Here is a 22,210-nt window from a genome sequence, read left to right on the forward strand (position 1 = left end):
TTGGGCGCTTCACATCCCGACGCAAACGAGAAAGGCCTCGGATTGATAGTCAATCCGAGGCCTTTCGCATCATGAATGGTTGTGGAGCAGCTTAGGCGCGCTCGGCCAGTGCAGGCTCGCCCTTCTTCTCGCGTACCAGGTTGATGAAGCGGCGGAAAAGGTAGTGGCTGTCTTGAGGGCCGGGCGAGGCTTCCGGATGGTGCTGCACCGAGAAGACGGGCTTGCCGGAGACACGCAGGCCGCAATTGCTGCCGTCGAAGAGAGAAATATGTGTCTCCTCAATGCCTTCCGGCAGCGAACTCGAGTCGACTGCAAAGCCATGGTTCATCGAGACGATCTCGACCTTGCCTGTCGTGTGGTCCTTGACCGGATGGTTGGCGCCGTGATGGCCCTGGTGCATCTTCGCTGTCTTGGCGCCGAGTGCGAGGCCGAGCATCTGGTGACCGAGGCAGATGCCGAACAGCGGGATTTCCGACTTCAGAAGGTCCTTGATGACGGGCACGGCATATTCGCCTGTCGCGGCCGGATCGCCCGGGCCGTTGGAAAGGAAGATGCCGTCCGGATTGAGGCCGAGTACGTCTTCGGTCGAAGCGGTTGCCGGCAAGACGGTGACCTTGCAATCGAGACCGGCAAAAAGGCGCAGGATGTTGCGCTTGACGCCGTAGTCGAGGCAGGCGATGTGGTACTTGGCTTCGTCGGCGCCCAGCTCGCCATAGCCCTCGTTCCAGACCCACGGGGTCTGCGACCAGTGCGAAGACTGGCCGGATGAGGCGACCTTGGCGAGGTCGAGACCTTCGAGGCCACTCCAGGCCTTCGCATCCGCCTTCAACTGTTCGATGTCGAAGATGCCGTTCGGGTCGTGCGCAATCACGCCGTTCGGCATGCCGTTCTCGCGGATCCAGGCGGTCAGCGCGCGGGTGTCGATGCCGCAGAGGCCGATGATGCCGCGGGCCTTCAGCCATTGGTCGAGATGCTTGGCGGCGCGGTAGTTCGACGGATCGGTGATGTCGGCTTTGAAGATGACGCCGACGGCGCCGTGCCGGGCGGCCGGCGTCAGGTCCTCGATGTCTTCCTCGTTCGTGCCGACATTGCCGATGTGAGGGAAGGTGAAGGTGACGATCTGGCCGAGATAGGAAGGGTCTGTCAGGATTTCCTCGTAACCCGTCAGCGCCGTGTTGAAGCAGACTTCGGCCTGGACCTTGCCGGTCGCGCCGATGCCTTTGCCTTCGATCACGGTGCCATCGGCAAGAACGAGAAGAGCAGTCGGCTTTTCAATGGTCCATGGGGCTGTGGCGGTCATAGTCATCCCGTTTCCGGCGTCGTGCGCGACCTTGAAGAGGCCGTAGGCTTCCGCCATGTTTGTAGCAAGGTACCGCCGGCGGCACTGGCCGCGGCTTGAGATCTTCATATCGATCTAATGTGCAGGTGATGGACATAGCCAAACAAGGCGAGCCGGTCAATGCGCGCTTTTCGTTTCCTGCCGGGGAATTCGTCCTGTTTCGGCCGGTTTGACGCAATTGCATTGATCGGCGCTGATGGTCTATGAGACAGGCAACATGAAATGAGAGGCCGGGCGATCGTCGCCTGCCTGCTTGAGGAGTTACAGACATGATCCGCGAGACCCTTTCCAATGCCCAGAAGGATGCGATGAAGGCAAGGGATACGGCGAAGCTTTCAACCGTGCGTCTTATCCTTGCCGCTATCAAGGACAAGGACATCGCCAATCGTGGCCAGGCCAAGGAGCAGGCAAGCGATGACGAAATCCTCCAGCTGCTTGCCAAGATGATCAAGCAGCGCGAGGAGTCGGTGAAGATCTACGTCGACGGTGGTCGCCCTGAGCTCGCCGACAAGGAACGCGCGGAAATCACCGTCATCCAGGGATTCATGCCGGAGCAGCTCTCCGACGAGAAGGTGCGTGAGATATGCGCCGGCGTCGTTGCGGAACTCGGCGCCCAAGGCTTGAAGGACATGGGCAAGTGCGTGGCGGCTTTGCGCGAGCGCTATGCGGGGCAGATGGACTTCGCGAAGGCTTCGGCTATCCTGAAGGAGTTGTTGAAGTAAAGACCAGTCTCGGCTTCGGCATACGGGCCTGCCGTATGCCGAGGGCTCGCTGCCAGGCGGCGTCCATGATGGCAAACTTTTCGGCCTGATAGTTCCGATATTCCTGAATGAAGCCGCTGGACAGCCACAGCTCGCTTTTTCCCGAGCGGCCTGTCCAGCCAACGCTTCGCATGTTTACGGCTTTGCGCATGAGCCGCTTTGCGTGCGTTCTTGAGATGTGGAAACGGCGACAGATGTCCGTGAACGCGACCGGCCCGACAATTGCTCTTTGTGTTTTCGGATCGATCATACCGACACGCGAGATCAGGTAATCCATGATTTTGCCGCCGGAATTTGCCCAGGTGAACAGATCGAATGTATCGCCTGGATGGCGGACGGCGTCGCTGGCAATGATGCTGACCGAGATTGCAGGCTGCAATGCCGCAACGAGTTCCAGTCTCCCGGCGAGCAGGCTGCTTCGTTTGCCTCCGTCCAATTTGTCGAGCGCCGCCAAGTGAATGCCGAGCCATCTTGCAAGCTGTCTGACGGCTTCTTCTGTCGGCTCCATCGGTCGTACCCGGCGATCTGGCATGACTGTCTGGTAGCGCAGAAAATGATGGTCGAGCATTTCCTGAATGAAGCTCAATGCCGTGTTGTGACTGGCGATTTCGTGCTCGACGACAAAGTCGGCAAAGCGGTTGGCATGGATACCGGGCGGCTTCCCATCTACGCCGCCGTAATATAAAGCGAAGCCGGCGAGGGCCATCAACCAGCGCTGCTGTGAAGAAAAAACGGAGCCTATCCGGCGATTTTCTTCGTAAACCAATACAATTTCTCGGGTATAGTCGAGAAGTATAGCGAAAAAATCAGGATTATCGGCAAGTTCCTTCGCGGATAAAGACATGCAGCCATCCCCCGATGAGCTGAGCAATTCTCTACGCTGTCTTAGGAAATCATCATCTAGATTATTGATATATGAAATATCAATTGTGGCCTTCACGTCAAGATACTGGCCTCATTTGAACTCTAAATGTTCTGCCGCGGAGGTTCGGTGCTTCCGTCATCGGAAAAATTGGGATCGTAAAATTAGAGAAGGCAGGAGCTGGGGGAGCTCCTGCCTTCTTGCGCTTTGCAGCCGTTTGATGACGCAGGGTGGGGCCCAAAAATCAAACGTCTATTGCAAAGGCACTCAGGTGGGGCGGCGCCGGGGGTAGGGATGGTGCCCCACCTGAGTATCCCGTAAAACTTATCTGAGAATCCTGACTTGCTGCGGCAAAGCCAACGCTTGCGGCGTCAATCCGGACATTTGAACTTTAACGCCTGCGGTGAGAGCAGGGATCTTCATATCCACCGGCAGCTGATAATGCGCGCCAGCGTAGAGCACGTTCCGATCGTCAGCGCTGCCGGTCGTCGTTGCCGAGCTATAGGTAGCTGTGGCGAAGATAGCCGCGGCGGCTAGGGGTACGATCAGAACCCGCATTTCCTCTCCTAAACTGAAAGCCCTGTACCTGATGGCTTCCCGTTCGTGGGGCGTCTCGGCATGTCGCGTCGCGAAGCAATTTTCTTCGCCGGCTTGTCTCGCCCCGTGAGAAGAACGCTATTGCGCCGCACATCAACAATCAAATTACAAAAAAATAATGTTTGGCTTACGAACCATGCCGTAAATGCGCCACCAAACAGATGGGTCGCAGGCATCGAGCATTGCAGCTACTGATTGTTCGAGATGCGTCCGACGCACTGTTCCATCCACTTCAAGGTGTGCAAGTCTTTGCTTTTTCGCGTCTTTTCCGCAAAGGCCGATGCTCGTCAGGTCGGCCGAACACTTAATTCCGGCTAAGTGAGGTCAATATCGATCGTGTTTTTGGTGACTCGGAAACGACGCCTCAAGCCGGTGCGCGCGGCCTGATCCTGATAATAACCTCACGAAGTTGTGATCAAGACGATGAAATTGCAATTGCCTGCAAAGGGCTGTGAATACCGTGTGTGCCGGTCGTGTCGTCGTGGCAATGCGCGCCATTCCTGTTTATATGGGATAAGCCAGAGGTAGCCATGCGATTTTCCAATACGTTTCTCGATGAGATTCGCGACCGCGTTCTGATTTCGGACGTGATCGGTCGTCGCGTGAGCTGGGACCGCCGCAAGACCAACGTGCCGCGTGGAGATTTTTGGGCCTGCTGCCCTTTCCATGGCGAGAAGTCGCCGAGTTTCCACTGTGAGGATCGCAAGGGCCGCTATCACTGCTTCGGCTGCGGCGTGACGGGCGATCATTTCCGTTTCCTCACCGAGCTGGAGGGACTGAGCTTTCCCGAGGCGGTGCAGCAGATCGCCGACATGGCGGGCGTCCCCATGCCTGTGGCCGATCCCGTGGAGGCAAAGCGGGAGAAGGAGCGCACGTCGCTGCTCGACGTCATGGAGATGGCGACTCAGTTCTTTCAGGATCAGCTGCAGACTGCCAACGGCGCCCGTGCTCGCGCCTATCTGCGCGATCGTGGTCTGACCGGCCGCACCATCGAGACTTTCCGTCTCGGCTATTCCCCTGACAGCCGCAATGCGCTGAAGGAGTTTCTTGCCGGCAAGGGCGTATTGAAGGAGCAGATGGAAGCCTGCGGCCTGGTCGTGCACGAGAACGTGCCGGTCTCATACGATCGCTTCCGGGATCGCATCATGTTTCCGATCCTGTCGTCGCGCGAGAAGGTGATCGCCTTCGGCGGCCGCGCCATGTCATCGGACGCGCCGGCGAAATATCTCAATTCCAACGAGACCGAGCTCTTCCACAAGGGCAATGTGCTTTATAATTTCACACGCGCGCGCCGCGCTGCCCAGGGTGCCGACGGCGCAGGCACTATCATTGCCGTCGAAGGCTATATGGATGTCATAGCCCTGCATCAGGCGGGCATCGAGAATGCCGTTGCGCCCCTCGGCACGGCGTTGACCGAGAATCAGCTGGATCTCCTGTGGAAAATGACGCCGGAGCCGGTACTCTGCTTTGATGGCGATGGCGCGGGATTTCGCGCCGCCAACCGCGCCGCCGACCTGGCGCTGCCGCATATCAAGCCGGGCCGCACCGTCCGTTTCGCACTGCTGCCCGATGGTAAGGATCCGGACGATCTCGTCCGTCACGACGGTCGTGCGCCTTTCGACAAGGTTCTCGCACAGGCGAAGCCGCTGGCCGATCTGATCTGGGTCAGAGAGGCCGGTAGCGGCACGTTCGAAACGCCTGAGGCGCGGGCGGAACTCGAAGCCCGGCTGAGGCGCATCGTGTCTGTTATCGTGGACGAGGATGTCCGCCGACACTATCAGCAGAATATGCGCGAGCGGTTGAACAGTCTCTTCCAGCCGCAGTTCCAGCGTGGCGGCAATCAGCAGGGGCGAGGCTTTTCCCGTGATGGCAATGGCCGCAATTTCACAGGTCGCGGCGGGCAGCAGGGCCGCGATCGGCCGGTCAGTACGACAGCGTCCGATCGCTTGACGCGTTCGGCCATGATCAAGGGGCATCAGGACATTCCGAGCCTGCGCGAAAGCGTTCTGGCGCTGACCATCGTCAATCATCCGCTGCTGTTGCAGGACGAATATGACGAGATCGCCGCTATCGACTACGAGAGCCGCGAATTGCAGCGTCTCTGGTCGGCGGTTCTCGGGATCGCCGCAGCCATGGCCGCGCCGCAGCTCATCCGCGAGCGGCTGGTCGAGCAGTTGGAGGAGCAGGACTTCGGCTCATTGCTGAAGAATCTCGACCAGCAGGTCCGCAACGCCAGGCTATGGACGGCAACCGAGGAAGCCGCGATGGAAGACGCGCGCGAAGGCTATCGCCAGGCGTTGGCGCTTCACAAGCGTTCCAAGGCACTGCGCTGGCACAAGATCGAATTGGAAGGCGCGATTGCCGAGGCAACGGAAGATAGTGACGGCGAGCTTATCGAGCAGTTGATGCGCGCCTTGCAGGAAGTGCAGCTCGAAGCGGTGCGGCTGGAAAACCAGGAGGCGATCATCGATGGCTTTGGCGTGCTTTCCGGCAGAGTCAAAAGCGCTGCGGGAAAGTAGGGAATAGATGTCACTGCCGGATAGACTGGAACCGCGATTTTCCGCCGATGATGCCTTGTTCGGCGATCGTGCCGGGGCGCCCGCGCCGCTCGATGTGTTGAAGCGTGTCTATGGTTATACCGCGTTTCGCGGCAAGCAGCAGCAGGTGGTCGAGCATGTCGTCTCCGGCGGCGATGCCGTCGTGCTGTTTCCGACCGGGGCCGGCAAGTCGCTGTGTTTCCAGATTCCCGCACTTTGCCGTGACGGTATCGGCATCGTCGTTTCGCCGCTGATCGCCTTGATGCGGGATCAGGTGGAGGCGATGAAACAGCTCGGCATCCGCGCGGCCGCCTTGAATTCATCCCTGTCGCGCGATGAGGCGAGCGATGTCTATCGCGCCGTCTCCAGTGGCACGCTCGACATGCTCTATGTGACGCCCGAGCGCATTCTTACCGATGGCTTCCAGCAGATGATCGCCAGGGCGAAGATCGCGCTGTTTGCGATAGACGAAGCGCATTGCGTGTCTCAATGGGGGCATGATTTCAGGCCGGAATATCGGGATCTGGGCAAGCTTGCGGAACTTTTTCCCCGCGTGCCGCGCATCGCGCTGACGGCGACGGCCGATCCGCATACCCGCGACGATATCATCGAGCGGCTTGCTCTCGGCGGTGCCAAGGTTTTCACCACCAGTTTCGACCGGCCGAATATTGCCTATGAAATTGTCGAGCGCGATCAGCCGCGCCAGCAATTGCTGCGCTTTCTCGATGGCCACCGCGGCGACAGCGGCATCGTCTACTGCCTGTCGCGGGCAAAGGTCGAGGACACGGCTGAATGGCTGAATGGGCAGGGCATCCGGGCGCTCGCCTACCATGCCGGGATGGACCGATCGCTTCGCGATGCCAATCAGGATGCCTTCCTGAAAGAAGAAGACCTTTGCCTTGTCGCGACGGTCGCCTTCGGCATGGGCATCGACAAGCCGAACGTGCGCTATGTCGCCCATCTCGATCTGCCGGGTTCGGTCGAGGCCTATTATCAGGAGACAGGTCGTGCCGGGCGTGACGGCCTACCGTCCGAGGTGTGGATGGCCTACGGCATGGCCGATGTCATCCAGCGGCGGCGCATGATCGATGAGGGCAATGCAGCCGATGAGATCAAGCGCGTGGAGCGAGGAAAGCTCAATGCGCTGCTCGCCATCTGCGAAACTGCCGGCTGCCGGCGACAGGCCATTCTTGCGCATTTCGGCGAGGCGCATGGCGGCCGTTGCGGCAATTGCGATACCTGCCTGAAACCTGTGGAGACCTGGGACGGCACGGAAGCGGCAATCAAGGCGCTGGCGGCGGTCTATCGCACCGGTGAGCGTTTCGGCACCGGTCATGTGATCGATGTGCTGATGGGCACGGTCAATGACAAGACGGAGCGGTTCGGCCATGTCGATATGCCCGTTTTCGGCGCCGGAAAGGATATTCCGTCTCGCACCTGGCAGTCGATCTTCCGGCAATTGCTGGCGAACGGCTTCATCACCGTCGATCATACGGCTTTTGGCGCGATGAAACTCGAAGACCAGGCGAGGGCGGTTTTCAAACGCGAGCGACAGGTCTTCTTTCGCAAGGATCGGCCGGAAGCGGGTCGCCGGAGCAAGAAGGCGGGACGGTCGGAGAAACCGGCACATGGTCTTGCCGGCGAGGCGCAGGCTCTGTTCGATGCGCTGCGCGCCGAGCGGACCAGGATCGCCGAAGAACTGGGCGTGCCGCCCTATGTCGTCTTTCCGGACACGACCCTTATCGCCTTTGCGACGGAGCGGCCGAAGAGCCATAAGGCACTCCTCGGGATTTCGGGCGTTGGGCAGTCGAAGCTCGAACGCTACGGGGATGCGTTTCTCGCAGTGATTTCAGATTTCACCGGCCGGTGACATTTCGCATCTAAATGTGAAATCGAGACAATCTCACGCTACATGCGTACGGTCATGCCACCGTCGACGGTCAAGACATGGCCGTTGACGAAGGAGGCAGCGTCGCTGGCGAGGAACAATGCAGCGCCCGCGATCTCGTCCGGCCGTCCCCAGCGCTGAACCGGGATGCGCTGGCGCACGAAAGGGACCAGTTCCTCATTCGAGGCCATCGCGGCATTCGTTTCCGTCGCGAACCAGCCTGGAGCGATGGCATTGCTGGTGATGCCGTAGGGGCCGAATTCCACCGCCATGCCGCGCATAAGGCCGGTCAGCCCCTGTTTGGCTGCGGGGTAGACGCAGTCGCCAGGCATGACGACTTGGCCGCTGATCGAGGTGACCGAGATCAGCCGCCCATGATTGTGCCGTTTCATCAGGCGGGCGGCATCGCGCGAGAGCGTGATCGAGGCGGCCAGATCCGTGTTGAGGAGGGCGAGAATCGCTTCGTCGTCGAAGTCGGCCAAGGGCCGCCTGTCGCGGGCGCCGACATTGTTGATCAATATGTCGAGCCGGCTATGATTTTTCTCGATATCCGCCATCGCCGCGCGCTGCGCTTCGCGGTCGGCAATGTCGAAAGCTGCTGCTTCCGCGGAGCCGCCAGCTGCTTGAATGGCTTTCACGGCGCTGTCTACCGTTGCGATCGTGCGCCCATTGACGATGACATGCGCTCCCGCGTCGGCAAGTGCTTTCGCCATTTCGAACCCAAGGCCTCGTCCGCCGCCGGTGACGAGCACGACCCGTCCCGCGAGGGAGAATCTGTGAAATATGCTCATTGCTCTCCCTCTATCATGCGATCAAGATCGATCTGCAGCAAGATAATGGACTCAGTCAAGTAATTTTTGCAATAGCAACCGATGAACCCTGCCCAAGAACTTGCGTATATCCGGGTCAGTTTGACAGATAATATCGAACCTGCTCCCTATCGCGCTGACGTCACGGCGCTACGCATTTTTGCCGCTGCTGGATGCAGCAAGGGGCCGAATCCTGTGTTATTTCTTGAATAGTTAGGCACTGTGACCAGCATCGGAATGCGACAATGACCTCAGAATTTCTATCACATCTGCGCAAAGAACTTCTCGGCTTGAAAGAAGCTGGTCTCTACAAGCCCGAGCGCGTCATCACCTCCAAGCAAGCCGGTGAAATCGCTGTCGTCGGCGGCGCCCGCGTGCTCAATTTCTGCGCCAACAATTACCTTGGCCTCGCCGACAACGAGGAGCTTGCCGAGGCGGCAAAAAAGGGGCTCGATCGCTACGGCTACGGCATGGCCTCGGTTCGCTTCATCTGCGGCACGCAGGAAGAGCACAAGCAGCTGGAAGCGCGGATTTCGGCGTTTCTCGGCATGGAGGATACCATCCTCTACTCCTCCTGCTTCGATGCCAATGGCGGGCTGTTCGAGACGCTGCTGTCGGAGGAAGACGCCATTATCTCGGATGCGCTCAACCATGCCTCGATCATCGATGGCGTGCGGCTTTCCAAGGCCAAGCGCTTCCGCTACGCCAACAACGACATGGCGGCGCTGGAGGAAGAGCTGAAGAAGGCCGAAGGCAGCCGCTTCAAGCTGATCGCGACCGACGGCGTCTTCTCCATGGACGGTATCATCGCCAATCTCGGCGGCGTGTGCGATCTGGCCGAGAAATACGGTGCCATGGTCATGGTCGATGACAGCCATGCCGTCGGCTTTGTCGGCGCTCATGGTCGGGGATCGCCGGAGCATTGCGGCGTCGAGGGGCGGATCGATATCATCACCGGCACGCTCGGCAAGGCGCTTGGCGGTGCTTCGGGTGGCTATACCTCGGCCAGAGGCGAAATCGTCGATTGGCTGCGGCAGCGGTCGCGCCCCTATCTCTTTTCCAACACGCTGGCGCCGGTCATCGCCGCTGCCTCGCTGAAAGTCTTCGACCTGATCGACAACGGCGACGCTCTTCGCGATCGTCTCCGTGGCAATGCCGAACTCTTCCGCAGCGAAATGACCAAGCTCGGTTTCACGCTCGCAGGCGCCGATCACCCGATCATCCCTGTCATGCTTGGCGATGCCAAGCTGGCGCAGGAGATGGCGGCGCTGATGCTGCAAAAGGGCGTCTACGTCATCGGCTTTTCCTTCCCCGTCGTACCGAAGGGACAGGCGCGCATCCGCACGCAGATGTCGGCCGCGCACTCGAAGGCTGATGTCGAAAAGGCGATCGCCGCCTTTGCGGAAGCCGGACGAGAACTCGGAATTATTTGAATTGGTTGGAGAGAACCGATCATGTCGAACATGATGAAAGCGCTGGTCAAATCCAAGCCGGAAGTCGGGTTGTGGATGGAGCATGTTCCGGTTCCCGAGGTCGGGCCGAATGATGTCCTGATTCGGGTCAAGAAGTCGGCGATCTGCGGGACCGATGTCCACATTTGGAACTGGGACCAATGGGCGCAGAAGACCATTCCGGTGCCGATGGTCGTTGGGCACGAATTCTGTGGCGAGATCGCCGAGGTCGGTTCGGCGGTGACGAAGTATCACGTCGGCGAGCGCGTCTCCGGCGAGGGGCACATCGTCTGCGGCAAATGCCGCAACTGCCGCGCGGGCAGAGGCCACCTCTGCCGCAACACGCTTGGCGTCGGCGTCAATCGACCCGGCTCCTTCGGCGAATTCGTCTGCATTCCCGAATCCAACGTCGTTCCGATCCCCGACGATATTCCGGATGAAGTCGCCGCGATTTTCGACCCGTTCGGCAACGCGGTGCACACGGCACTTTCCTTCGATCTGGTCGGCGAGGACGTGCTCGTGACGGGCGCAGGCCCGATCGGCATCATGGGTGCCATGGTCGCCAAGCGCTCCGGCGCGCGCAAGGTCGTCATCACCGATATCAATCCCACCCGGCTGGCACTTGCCCGCAAGGTCGGCATCGAGCATGTCGTCGACGCTTCGAAGGAGAACCTCGCCGATGTGATGAAGGCCATCGGCATGACCGAAGGCTTCGACGTCGGTCTGGAAATGTCGGGCGCGGCACCGGCCTTTCGCGATATGATCGACAAGATGAACAATGGCGGCAAGATCGCCATTCTCGGCATCGCGCCGGCCGGCTTCGAGATCGACTGGAACAAAGTCATCTTCAAGATGCTGAACCTGAAAGGCATCTACGGTCGCGAGATGTTCGAGACCTGGTACAAGATGATCGCCTTCGTGCAAGGTGGTCTCGATGTATCGCCCGTCATCACCCATCGTATCGGCATAGATGATTTTCGCGAGGGCTTCGAAGCTATGCGCTCCGGCAACTCCGGCAAGGTGGTCATGGACTGGAATTGACCCCCAACTGTCGCTTTTCTACATCGGTAGCAGGTCTCGATGCAGGAAATGCGAGCGTTTGGTTCGCATGCTCTTGTCATCGCGCGGGGACTTCCTAAATACCGAAAGCAATCGTTTATGGCGCACCGAGCCTGTGGATAAGGCTTTTTCGGGTATTTAACGGGCTTTTTTGCTGGAAAAGCTTGACGAGAACAAAAAATCTAGGAATCACCGTTTGACTTCGGAAAGAACGGTATACTGGATCAAGCGGATCACCTAATAACATGGCCGGAAATCCAAACGCAATCCAGCTTTGCCATCCGGTAGCGGTGATCGTGGTTAATCGGGCATTAAAGGTCATTCCGTTAGGTGTTTGTCGGTGAGTCGAGGCTGGCGCAGGGCGTGCCGGCCAGATTGAAATGTTCTACCGCGTGTAAGTTTGCAGCGTCAGGGAAAGCGACGATATAGAGATGGCAACCAAGGTCAAAGAGAACGAAGAAGCTGAAGTCGAACGCGACGGCACCTCCGACGGCCCGCTTCTCGATCTTTCCGATGACGCGGTCAAGAAGATGATCAAGGCCGCGAAGAAGCGCGGCTATGTGACGATGGACGAGCTCAATGCCGTCCTGCCGTCCGAAGAAGTGACATCGGAACAGATCGAAGACACGATGGCCATGCTTTCAGACATGGGCATCAACGTCATCGAGGACGAGGACGTCGAAGAGGCGGGTGCCCCGTCGAACGACGATGACGATGCCGGTGGCGACGAGGACGGAGAAGGCGGCGAGCTGGCGCCTTCGACGGGTTCGGCGCTCGCCACCGCCAAGAAGAAAGAGCCGACAGACCGCACGGACGACCCGGTGCGCATGTACCTGCGCGAAATGGGTTCAGTCGAGCTGCTGTCGCGCGAAGGCGAAATTGCGATCGCCAAGCGCATCGAGGCCGGCCGCGAAACCATGATCGGTGGCCTCTGTGAAAGCCCGTTGACGTTCCAGGCGCTTATTATCTGGCGCGACGAACTCAACGAAGGCACCACGCTGCTGCGTGAGATCATCGATCTCGAAACCACCTATTCCGGTCCCGAAGCCAAGGCTGCGCCGCAGTTCCAGAGCCCCGAGAAGATCGAAGCCGACCGCAAGGCGGCCGAGGAAAAGGAAAAGGCACGCCGTGGCCGTTCGCCGAATGGCGACGACGACATTACCAATGTCGGCGGCGAAGGCATGCCGATCGAGGAGGAAGAAGAGGACGAGGACGAATCCAGCCTCTCTCTCGCCGCGATGGAAGCCGAGCTGCGTCCGCAGGTCATGCTGACGCTCGACACGATCGCCGAGACCTACAAGAAGCTGCGCAAGCTGCAGGACCAGCAGGTCGAACAGCGCCTGTCGGCCTCGGGCACGTTGTCGTCGGCGCAGGAGCGCCGTTACAAGGAGCTGAAGGACGAGTTGATCAAGTCGGTCAAGTCGCTGTCGCTGAACCAGAACCGCATCGACGCCCTCGTCGAGCAGCTCTATGACATCAACAAGCGCCTCGTGCAGAACGAAGGTCGTCTGTTGCGTCTTGCCGAATCTCATGGCGTCAAGCGCGATAGCTTCCTCGAGCAGTATCAGGGTGCCGAGCTCGATCCGAACTGGATGAAGTCGATCGGCAATCTGGCCGCACGCGGCTGGAAAGAATTCGCCCGGAACGAAAACACGACGATCCGCGACATTCGCCAGGAAATTCAGAATCTTGCGACTGAAACCGGAATCTCTATCTCAGAATTCCGCCGGATCGTGCACATGGTGCAGAAGGGCGAGCGCGAAGCCCGCATCGCCAAGAAGGAAATGGTCGAAGCGAACCTGCGCCTCGTCATCTCCATCGCCAAGAAATACACCAACCGCGGCCTGCAGTTCCTCGACCTCATTCAGGAAGGCAATATCGGCCTGATGAAGGCGGTCGATAAGTTCGAATATCGCCGCGGCTACAAGTTCTCGACCTACGCCACCTGGTGGATCAGGCAGGCGATCACCCGCTCGATCGCCGACCAGGCCCGCACGATCCGTATTCCGGTGCATATGATCGAGACGATCAACAAGATCGTTCGCACCTCGCGCCAGATGCTACACGAGATCGGCCGCGAGCCGACGCCGGAAGAACTGGCCGAAAAGCTCGCCATGCCGCTCGAAAAGGTGCGCAAGGTGCTGAAGATCGCCAAGGAGCCGATTTCGCTCGAAACGCCTGTCGGTGACGAAGAGGATTCGCACCTCGGCGATTTCATCGAGGACAAGAACGCGCTTCTGCCGATCGACGCCGCCATCCAGGCGAACCTGCGCGAGACGACGACCCGCGTTCTGGCATCGCTGACGCCGCGCGAAGAGCGCGTGCTGCGCATGCGCTTCGGCATCGGCATGAACACCGACCACACGCTTGAGGAAGTCGGCCAGCAGTTCTCGGTTACGCGCGAACGTATCCGTCAGATCGAGGCCAAGGCATTGCGCAAGCTCAAGCATCCGAGCCGCAGCCGCAAGCTCAGAAGCTTCCTCGACAGCTAGGGCCGGGCGCAAGCCGGCATCGGCGTTGTTATGAAATCGAACCCGGTTTGCGAAAGCGAGCCGGGTTTTCCATTGATAACGGATCGGGATCAGGGTTCGGGCCATGGCGAACAAGCCGCAGACTATCGAAATGTCTCTGCCGGCACGGCTGCGCGATCTGCTCGCGGGATATGATTGGCGACCGGCCGAGCTCGGCCGCTCCCCGGCCCATGTCTTTCGGCTCGAAGCTGTTGGCCGAGCGCCCATCTATCTCAAGACGGAGATCATTCATCCGCTGGGCGAGCTAGCGGGTGAGGTTTCCAGGCTTCGATGGCTCGCATCGAAGGGACTTGCGTGCCCCGAGGTGATTGCCCACGAGACAGACGGTGGGCGAGAGTGGCTGTTGATGAGTGCGCTTCCGGGCACTGATCTAGTCAGTAATGATCGATTGCCGCCGATCGAAAGAGTGCGGATCTTGGCCGCTGCACTGCGGCGGCTGCACGGACTGGATATTGCTACCTGTCCTTTTGATCATCGCCTGGAGAACAGGATTGCGGATGCAAAAGCGCGGTTGCTCGCAGGCTGTGTGGACGAAGACGATTTCGATGACGCAAGGCTGGGGAGATCGGCGCAGGATCTGTTCCGGGAGCTTGAAGAGCGCAGGCCGAAGACGGAGGATCTGGTGGTGACCCACGGCGATGCCTGCCTCCCGAATTTTGTCGCTCACGAAGGCAGCATCAGTGGCTACATCGATTGCGGCCGCCTCGGCGTTGCCGATCGCCATCAGGATATTGCACTGGCCTGCGGCAGCATCGCGCGCAATTTCGGGGAAGATCTTGTTGCCGACTTTTTGAAGGCATATGGAAACTTTGAGATGCACTCTGAAAAGGCGGCTTACTATCGGCTGCTGGATGAGTTCTTTTGACGATGGATGAATGGATTCTCAGGTCACCCGATCACGCAGGTGTGTTTTTGAGCCATTGCGGATAGAACGGTGGCCTGACAAGTTCGATTTCGGCAATTGCCTCTTTCGTGTCGTGTTGTTGCATACCATATGTCTGCGGGCCGGCGAGGTCCGATCTGTTTGCCGCTAAGGATCGAATGAATCGATGCGCAATTTCCTCTTGATTGCTTTTTCTTCGCGAGTCATCCGCTGAACGATGGAAAAGGTTGCGGAAAAACGGGACAAAGAGATGAGGCCGGGCTTTGTCCTGTCGATCCTCCTGCATGTCCTGTTTGTTGCTATTTTTCTGCTGCCGCTGCTGCCCGCACCGCCACAGGCGAAGCCTGAGCAGAGCGTCAACGTCGAGCTCGTGCCGCAGCAGGAGGAAAAGCAGGAGCTTGCGACAAAGGCGAACGAGAAGCCCGACCAGCCTCCGAAGCCGACGCCTAAGCCCGACGAGAAGCCGCAGCAGCAGACCGCTGAAGCTCAAGAGCAGCCACAGCAGCCCGAGGGAAAAAAGGCGGACGAACAGCCGCCAAAGCAATCCGATCCCAAGGGCAAGGAGCAGGCAGAGAAGCCTGCAGCCAAGCCTGACGACGCCAAGGCCGACAAGCCGGTAGAGCAGGCGAAGCCAGAGCCCAAACCTGATGATCCGGGTGCTGACAAGCCCGTCGATAAGGCAGAACAGCAGCCCTCGGCTACCGAGACGCCTCTTCCTGACATGAAGGGCGATCAGAAGGATCCGACGACCACGCAGCAGGCTGCTGATGCCGCCGAGCAACCGAACGACACACCCCCAACGCCGCCGAACGACGCAGCCGCCGAGCAACAGGCGCGGGCCGCTGCCGATCAGGCTCAGGCGCAAGCACAAGCCGCGCGGGAGGCGCAGGAAGCCCAACAGCAGGCAGAAGCCAAGGATCAGCAGGCAAATGCTGCTCAGTCGCCGGCAAGCGACTCGACCGCCAAGGCATCCTCTGCGGCACCCGATGTGTTGGCGACCAACGAGCCTTCGGATTCGCAGGTGCAGCAACCGCAGGCGCCGTCGGCCGATCCAAATGATCCACAGGCGCAAGCCGATCCGCAGCAGCAGTCTCCCGCCGCGCAGGCAAAGGATGAGGCGAAAGACCCGCCGCAGATCGTCGTTCCCGCGGTCAGGCCATCTCCCGCGCAGCAAAGCGCTGACAGTCAATCTGCTTCGAACAGCCAGGGCAATCCGGCTGAAGGCGGTACAGCATTGGTTGCGGAGCCACCGCGGCCTAAATCTCTCATGCCGAAGCGGGCTGTTCAGGCCAAGAAGCTCTATTCGGGTGCCGAGATGGCCCGCCTTTCGAAGAGTGACTACGACGCTTGGAAGAAACTGCCGCGGCGCGATCGGGTAAAGTATCTCTGCAATTCCGAAGAGAAAATACAGTTTGGTCGTGATTTTCGCGCAGTTGGATACGTCTATGCTAATTCAGCTCTATCGCAGGCGATGCTTTCTGATATCAGCCTATTCGGTGACGGTGCTGCAGTGCAGACTCCCAATGGTTGGCGGAGAGTGGCATTCACTTGCGAGGTGGATAGCGATGCCCTCAAGGTTATAGCTTTTTCTTATACGGACAGGGGCCCCGTTTCGCCAGATCAATTCGACAGGCTGGGTTCTGTTGGAAATTGATGTGGCTCCTTTAGCGCATCCACCTGAAACAATAGTTTATTAGCATCCCCATCGAAATTCGGCCTATTTCATCATACAATTGGCTGTATCTACCTGATTCAATTCTCCTCCCGTCGCATTGTACGATTCCGATGTCCTCGATTACTGCCGATTCAAGTTCCGCAGCCGCCGGCCGCTCCGCCTTGCGTGGCGTCCTCGTGGCGTTCGCGTCTTATGCCGTCTTTGCCTTCAGCGATGCCTCGATCAAGATCCTGCATGGTGTGGTTCCCTCCTATCAGGTGGCCTTCATCGGCGCTCTGTTCGGCTTTGCCGCCGTGCCCTTTCTGAAGCGGCGGGAGGATGGCTGGATCGATATGGTGAAGACGTCGAACCGGCCCCTGTGGCTGTTGCGCTTCATCTGCGGTGCTACGGGCGCGATCTGCTCCGTCGTCGCCTTTACCAAGCTGCCTATGGCGGAAGCCTTTGCGCTGCTCTTCCTGCTGCCGTCCTTCGTTACGATCCTCTCCGTTGTCTTCCTCAAGGAAGATGTGCGCTGGCAGCGCTGGACGGCCGTCATCCTGGGGTTCGTCGGCGTACTCATCGTCTTGCGGCCAGGTTTTCGCGAGCTCTCGATCGGCCATCTCTGCGCCGCGATCGGTGGGCTTGCTGCCGCGATTTCGATCGTCATCAACCGCGCGCTCGGATCGAAAGAGAAGCGTATCTCGCTCTATGGGGCGGGCCTGTTCGGCACGCTGATCGTCAGCGGCTTCCTCATGCTCTCGGAGGTCACCACGCCGACGGCGACGCAGTGGATTTTCCTGGCGAGCTATGGCCTGCTGGGCGCCTTCGGCAACGTGTTGTTGATGAATGCCGCCCGTATGGCGCCGGCCAATCTTGTCGCTCCGCCGCAATACAGCCAGATGCTGTGGGCCATCGTGTTCGGTTATCTGCTGTTCAATGACAGCATCGATACGCCCATGGCCTTCGGCATCGTCCTCATCATCTTTTCCGGCCTGCTGACGCTGGCGCGCGAGCGCAAGCGTGGCACGCCGCTGCCGGCGGCCGTTGCGGGTAATACCCAGACGGCATTGGCGACGGCGCAGGATGAACGGACGGAAGCACCCGGCAGGTGACGCGCATCTGCCGATGGGGCACGCATTGCATGCGATAGCGCCGCCGCGCTAATCTTTGCCGAAGTTTTCGGGGCAGGAAGCCTGTCCGTTTGGAAAAGGATCATCATGAGATCCGGCCAGTTCAGGATATTCCGCTCCCGTGCGGCAGGTATCGAGGTCGTGAAGGCCGAGGCCAGTCACTGTTTTCCCAAGCATACGCATGACCAATTCGGCATCGGCATCATCGAATCCGGCGCGCAGGCGTCGCTCAGCGGGCGCGGAATGGTGCGGGCCGAGGCAGGGGATATCATCAGCGTCAATCCGAACGAAGTGCATGACGGCACGCCCATCGGCGAAAGCCGGGCATGGTCGATGCTCTATTTCGATCCGAGGCTGATCGGCGATCTGCTTGACGATATCGGCGAGGGGAGCCTTGGCGGCGCTGAATTTCCGTCGCCAGTCATTCGCAACGGCCAAGTGGCGTCGTGTTTCAAAACCCTGTTCCCGCTTCTGGCTGGCAACGCCGCGCCACAGGATGCACTGTTGCAGGATGGGTTGTTGTTATCGCTGGTCGCTGCTGTGATGAGCGAGGGAGTGCCGGCGCCGCGCGATACAGCTGTTCCTGCAGCCATCGGTCGTGCGCGCGATCTGATCGAGCATGATCCCGCGGCACCCCTGACGCTTGCCGAACTCGCGGATGCCTGCGGGCTAAGCCATTTCCGGTTTCTGCGGGCTTTCACCAAGGCGACGGGGCTCACACCGCATGCCTATCTGCTGCAGCGTCGCATCCATGAGGCTCGGCGATTGATCGCGGCGGGCACGCCATTGGCCGAGGCGGCCTTTGCCAGCGGCTTTGCGGATCAAAGCCACATGACGCGGCTCTTCGTGCGCAATTTCGGCATATCGCCGGGCGCATACGCAGCAGCGGCCGGCTAGAGCCTCTGCAATTTTGTTCAAGACCGGGCGATGACAACGGGGTTTTCTGCGGCACCAAGCCCGAGATGCAGAAGGAGAAGCCATGTATTTCCGCCATTCGAACGAGATGTGGAGCGAGTTTCCCGAATTGGTTCCCGGCGTTTTGTTTGCCGAAGGGATCAGCGCGGATGCTATCGTTACAGATCGCATCGCCAGCTATCATGCGACCGCCGCGGAGCGATTGGCGCAAGGCTCCGAAAGTGAGATGCCCGAAATTCAGGCCTGGCGGCGCAGCTTTTCAAAAATGGGGTTGAAGCCCACTCAATATCGCTGCGCCTCGGAGGCTCTGCTGCGCCGTTTTCGTCAGGAGGGTTCCTTGCCGCAGTTGCATCCGCTCGTCGACCTCTGCAACGCCGTGTCGATCGCGTTCGCCATTCCCGTCGCTGTTTTCGATCTTGCGAAGATAACAGGTGATCTCGAGGTGCGGCATGCAGGCGGCAGCGAGTCTTACCTCACCTTTTCCGGCGAGACGGAGCATCCGGAGCCTGGAGAGGTGATCTTTGCGGATACTATCGGGCAGGCGCACGCCCGGCGCTGGACCAACCGGCAAAGCGGCCGTTCCGCCGTGCGCGAGGATACCAAGTCCGTGCTGATCGTCGCCGAGGCGCTGCATGACTCGGCAAGCGCCGATGTCCCGCATCTGATCGGCATGATCGCGGCGGAGCTGGCGAGCGTTTGGTCGGTAGAGGCGCGGTCGGGGCTTCTTAGCCGTTCATCACCGCGATTTGATCTGTCGTCCGCGATGAATTTGCAACCTGAGCAAAAACGCGGTTGACAACCGGCGTGTTCGGGCAGAGCAGGGGCTTCGACAGAATTTCGAACGATTGAGAAAACATGTCTCCGCGCAGCCGCGCCGGGAGACGAAGAAAGCCCATGGATACGCTGCAGAATCAAGACCGGCCGGGTGTGCTCGGTCACCCCGGCTACCGTTCTTTTGCGGCGTCGCGCGTTTTTTCTTCGATAGGCTTTCAGTCGGTGACCGTCGCCATGGGCTGGATGATCTATGATCAGACCCATAGCGCCTTTTTCCTCGGCCTGGTCGGCTTCTGCCAGTTTCTTCCCATGGTCATCCTGACCTTCGTCGTCGGCCATGTCGCCGACCGGTTCGACCGGCGCCGCATCGGTCTCGCCTGCCAACTGGTCGAGGCCTTGACCGCTCTCGTGCTGGCCGTGGCGGTCTGGCAGCAGTGGATCGGTCCCGCCGGCATTCTCGCCGCCGTTGCCGTCATGGGTGCGGCCACAGCCTTCGAACGTCCGACAATGGCGGCATTGCTGCCGAATATCGTGCCGCCGTCGTTGCTTCAGGTCGCCATTGCCACCTCGACCTCGATGATGCAGACCGCCTTCATCATCGGCCCGTCGCTCGGCGGCCTGCTTTATGGCGTCAGCCCTGTCGCACCGTTTGCCGTTTCCGCGGTGCTCTACATCATTGCGAGCATCAACGTCATTTCGATACGTGTCGAGCGGCAACAGCCGTCGTCACGGGAGCCGATGACGCTGAGTTCTGTTTTTGCCGGCGTTTCGTTCATCAGAAGCCGGCCTGTGATGCTGGGAACGATCTCGCTCGATCTCTTCGCCGTCCTGCTTGGCGGCGCGACGGCACTCCTCCCGATGTTCGCCCGCGATATCCTGCATGCCGGCCCCTGGGGACTCGGCTTATTGCGCGCCGCCCCGGCGGTCGGTGCATTGGTGATGTCGATCTGGCTGGCTCGGCGACCACTGCAGAGCGATGTCGGCAAGAAGATGCTGTTTGCGGTGCTGATTTTCGGCGTCGCCACCATCGTGTTCGCGCTGTCGAGCAATATCATCCTTTCCGTGGCGGCACTGTTCGTCGTCGGTGCGTCGGATACCGTCAGCGTTGTCGTGCGCAGCTCGCTCGTGCAGCTTCTGACGCCGGATACCATGCGTGGCCGCGTCAATGCCGTGAACTCCCTGTTCATCGGCACATCCAACCAGCTCGGCGAATTCGAGTCCGGCATGCTCGCCAGCGTTCTTGGGCCGGTATTGACCGGCATCGTCGGCGGCGTCGGCACCATAGCCGTGGTGCTGCTGTGGATGCGGATCTTTCCGGATCTGACCAAGGTCAAGACGCTCAGGGGCTAGGTGCTCCGATAATCGGACTGATCTGCCGCGCCGTTGTGCAATCCCACATCCCGCAGCAGATGTTCGTTTGCTACGCAAAGCGTATCGCGTTTGCCATTCATTTTTATCGGCGGCTTTCTTTCACGACGACGCCAGCGGATTGATCGAGCCAGGTGCTCGGCAATCCGATGCCTCCAACCATATACATGAGATTTTCTCATCTATTGCAAACCCGGTGGCTTCCCTAGATAGGACAGATGCACTGGAAACCTTGTCGTGTATAATGAAGCCTCCGATGATTAAACATGCGAGATTTTCATGGGAAAGAGGCCGCTTCCACCCCTGTCGGTGCTGCAGGCATTTTGCGCGATCGTCGAAACCGGCGGCTTTGGTCGCGCGGCTGATAGAATCGGCCAGACGCAGACCGCCGTCAGCCATCAACTTGCGCAGCTGGAGGGGTGGATCGGAGGCAGACTGTTCGATCGGGGCCGGGCCGGGGCGAGGCTGACGCCGTTGGGCGCGCGCCTGCATCCCGCAATTGCGGGGACGATCTCCGAGCTGGAGACGGCGCTCTATCAGGCGAGGGCGAGCGTCTCGGTTCGCAGCGTTGCCGTTTTCGTCTCGCCGGAGTTTTCAAGCCAATGGCTCGCTTCGCGACTGCCGGATTTCTGCCAGCGGCATCCGGATATCGAATTGAAGATGGCAGTCGGTTATCAGCGCCCGGATTTCAAGCCCGGCGGCGCCGATCTGGCGATCTGGCTCGGACGTGCCGAAGCCGGACTTATCGAGGAGGAATTGCTGACGGATGAGGAATTCGTCGTCAGTTCGCCGGCGCTTTCCAAACAATTGCCGCCGCGTAACGCCATAAGGGCCGCCCCGCTGCTGCGCTATACCGGCATGCGCCACACGATATTGGACTGGCAGCGCTGGTATGAGCAGATCACCGGCGGGAGCGGCGAGGCAGATACGCAGTTTGATATTGTGGCTGCTGTGGAGGATGGGCTTCTGTTCGAGAGCTTTGCGGATATGCTTGACGCATGCCGGGAAGGGCGCGGTTTCGCCCTCGTTCGCAGCTCGCTTGTCGCGCGTGACATCGCCGACGGTAAACTGGTGCGGTGTTTTATCGAGGCCCAGCCCGCCGCAGTCAGCTACAATCTTGTCTATCCGCAGAATGCCCTGCAAAATCCATCGGCGGCGTTGTTTCGTAACTGGCTGCTTTCGCAAGTCCGTTCGGTCGCCTGAGCCGGGGACAACGCGGTCCCGTGTCAATCGCGCAACCTTATCAGACCCGCTTCCGTGGCGGCAAAGCCGAGCTTTCGATAAAAGCCGGTGAGATGCGGTTCGAAATCGACATGAAGCCACTCGGCGCCGCGTTGTCTGGCCAGCATCTTGGCCCTCTCGACCAGGTTGATCGCGACGCCCCGCCGGCGGAATTCGGGATCGACGCAGGTGTCGAGAATAAAGGCGTGGATGCCGCCATCCCAGGCGACATTGACGAAGCCCACCAGTCTCATGCCTGCGAACGCGCCGACATGAGCGAGGCTTCTTGCGAGGATCGGCGAGAAATTGCGTGAGGAAGGATCGTTCCACGCGTTCGCCCAGAGCGCGTTGAGCGCTTCGTTTCCGGGATTTGGGTCATCCCTGTATTCTATGTCCATAGGCATCTCTGAGGCGGACGCTCGATTGGGCAA

General features: G+C 59.7%; 18 protein-coding genes. 13 read left to right on the plus strand and 5 right to left on the minus strand.

All coding sequences use genetic code 11. The features are described from left to right. Window positions 1-91 precede the first annotated feature (91 nt). On the minus strand, window positions 92-1,300 hold the full coding sequence (gene carA, locus FHT28_RS26725) for a glutamine-hydrolyzing carbamoyl-phosphate synthase small subunit (RefSeq protein WP_092577281.1): 1,209 nt from the start codon (window positions 1,298-1,300) through the stop codon (window positions 92-94). Between the two features lie 308 nt (window positions 1,301-1,608). Between carA and FHT28_RS26730 the strand changes: the two genes are divergently transcribed. Next, a complete protein-coding gene (locus tag FHT28_RS26730) occupies window positions 1,609-2,061 on the plus strand; it encodes a GatB/YqeY domain-containing protein (RefSeq protein ID WP_037194592.1) in 453 nt (150 codons plus the stop codon). Here the strand turns inward: FHT28_RS26730 and FHT28_RS26735 are convergent. After that, window positions 2,036-3,040: a hypothetical protein gene (locus FHT28_RS26735; RefSeq protein ID WP_348645027.1), complete on the minus strand. Its 1,005-nt coding sequence runs from the start codon at window positions 3,038-3,040 to the stop codon at window positions 2,036-2,038. The two genes, FHT28_RS26730 and FHT28_RS26735, sit on opposite strands and share 26 nt — an antisense overlap. Window positions 3,041-3,286: 246 nt before the next feature. Then, window positions 3,287-3,520: a hypothetical protein gene (locus tag FHT28_RS26740; RefSeq protein WP_037194588.1), complete on the minus strand. Its 234-nt coding sequence runs from the start codon at window positions 3,518-3,520 to the stop codon at window positions 3,287-3,289. A 569-nt stretch (window positions 3,521-4,089) separates the two neighbouring features. Between FHT28_RS26740 and dnaG the strand changes: the two genes are divergently transcribed. Together dnaG and recQ are read left to right on the plus strand one after the other, a co-directional pair. Further along, window positions 4,090-6,078 (plus strand): DNA primase, encoded by a 1,989-nt coding sequence (gene dnaG, locus FHT28_RS26745; RefSeq protein WP_112440438.1) that lies wholly within the window; start codon window positions 4,090-4,092, stop codon window positions 6,076-6,078. Window positions 6,079-6,085: 7 nt separating this feature from the next. Continuing rightward, entirely contained in the window at window positions 6,086-7,966 is a 1,881-nt protein-coding gene (gene recQ, locus FHT28_RS26750; RefSeq protein WP_168597860.1) for a DNA helicase RecQ, read from the plus strand. Between the two features lie 38 nt (window positions 7,967-8,004). On the opposite strand, the gene FHT28_RS26755 is transcribed toward recQ, so the two are convergent. Further along, complete coding sequence (locus FHT28_RS26755) at window positions 8,005-8,775, minus strand: SDR family oxidoreductase (protein WP_168597861.1); 771 nt, start codon at window positions 8,773-8,775, stop codon at window positions 8,005-8,007. 263 nt (window positions 8,776-9,038) lie between these two features. Here FHT28_RS26755 and FHT28_RS26760 point away from each other — a divergent pair, with 263 nt between their 5' ends. The 10 genes from FHT28_RS26760 (at window position 9,039) to FHT28_RS26805 (ending at window position 21,761) form a co-directional block, all read left to right on the plus strand. Next, complete coding sequence (locus FHT28_RS26760; protein ID WP_047638625.1) at window positions 9,039-10,226, plus strand: glycine C-acetyltransferase; 1,188 nt, start codon at window positions 9,039-9,041, stop codon at window positions 10,224-10,226. Window positions 10,227-10,247: 21 nt separating this feature from the next. Then, complete coding sequence (gene tdh / locus FHT28_RS26765) at window positions 10,248-11,285, plus strand: L-threonine 3-dehydrogenase (protein WP_037194576.1); 1,038 nt, start codon at window positions 10,248-10,250, stop codon at window positions 11,283-11,285. 449 nt (window positions 11,286-11,734) lie between these two features. Further along, on the plus strand, window positions 11,735-13,795 hold the full coding sequence (gene rpoD / locus FHT28_RS26770) for an RNA polymerase sigma factor RpoD (RefSeq protein ID WP_037194574.1): 2,061 nt from the start codon (window positions 11,735-11,737) through the stop codon (window positions 13,793-13,795). A 103-nt stretch (window positions 13,796-13,898) separates the two neighbouring features. Next, window positions 13,899-14,699, plus strand: coding sequence for an APH(3')-II family aminoglycoside O-phosphotransferase (locus tag FHT28_RS26775; protein WP_037194572.1), 801 nt, complete (start codon window positions 13,899-13,901; stop codon window positions 14,697-14,699). 268 nt (window positions 14,700-14,967) lie between these two features. Then, window positions 14,968-16,371 carry a DUF930 domain-containing protein gene (locus tag FHT28_RS26780; RefSeq protein ID WP_246704961.1) on the plus strand — a complete coding sequence of 468 codons (1,404 nt, stop codon included), beginning with the start codon at window positions 14,968-14,970 and terminating at the stop codon, window positions 16,369-16,371. A gap of 131 nt (window positions 16,372-16,502) precedes the next feature. Continuing rightward, window positions 16,503-17,483 (plus strand): DMT family transporter, encoded by a 981-nt coding sequence (locus tag FHT28_RS26785; protein ID WP_037194568.1) that lies wholly within the window; start codon window positions 16,503-16,505, stop codon window positions 17,481-17,483. Window positions 17,484-17,588: 105 nt separating this feature from the next. Next, the gene (locus FHT28_RS26790) at window positions 17,589-18,398 is read left to right on the plus strand and encodes an AraC family transcriptional regulator (protein ID WP_168597863.1); all 810 of its coding nucleotides are present in this window, start codon (window positions 17,589-17,591) and stop codon (window positions 18,396-18,398) included. Between the two features lie 82 nt (window positions 18,399-18,480). Further along, window positions 18,481-19,212, plus strand: coding sequence for a phenylalanine--tRNA ligase beta subunit-related protein (locus FHT28_RS26795; RefSeq protein ID WP_168597864.1), 732 nt, complete (start codon window positions 18,481-18,483; stop codon window positions 19,210-19,212). A 98-nt stretch (window positions 19,213-19,310) separates the two neighbouring features. Further along, window positions 19,311-20,540 carry an MFS transporter gene (locus FHT28_RS26800; protein ID WP_168597865.1) on the plus strand — a complete coding sequence of 410 codons (1,230 nt, stop codon included), beginning with the start codon at window positions 19,311-19,313 and terminating at the stop codon, window positions 20,538-20,540. 297 nt (window positions 20,541-20,837) lie between these two features. Next, window positions 20,838-21,761 (plus strand): LysR substrate-binding domain-containing protein, encoded by a 924-nt coding sequence (locus FHT28_RS26805; protein WP_168597866.1) that lies wholly within the window; start codon window positions 20,838-20,840, stop codon window positions 21,759-21,761. 23 nt (window positions 21,762-21,784) lie between these two features. On the opposite strand, the gene FHT28_RS26810 is transcribed toward FHT28_RS26805, so the two are convergent. Further along, window positions 21,785-22,183 (minus strand): GNAT family N-acetyltransferase, encoded by a 399-nt coding sequence (locus tag FHT28_RS26810; protein ID WP_168597867.1) that lies wholly within the window; start codon window positions 22,181-22,183, stop codon window positions 21,785-21,787. Between the last annotated feature and the right edge of the window lie 27 nt (window positions 22,184-22,210).

This window comes from Rhizobium sp. SG570, from assembly GCF_012275345.1.
In the GTDB taxonomy this organism is placed as follows: domain Bacteria; phylum Pseudomonadota; class Alphaproteobacteria; order Rhizobiales; family Rhizobiaceae; genus Rhizobium; species Rhizobium lusitanum.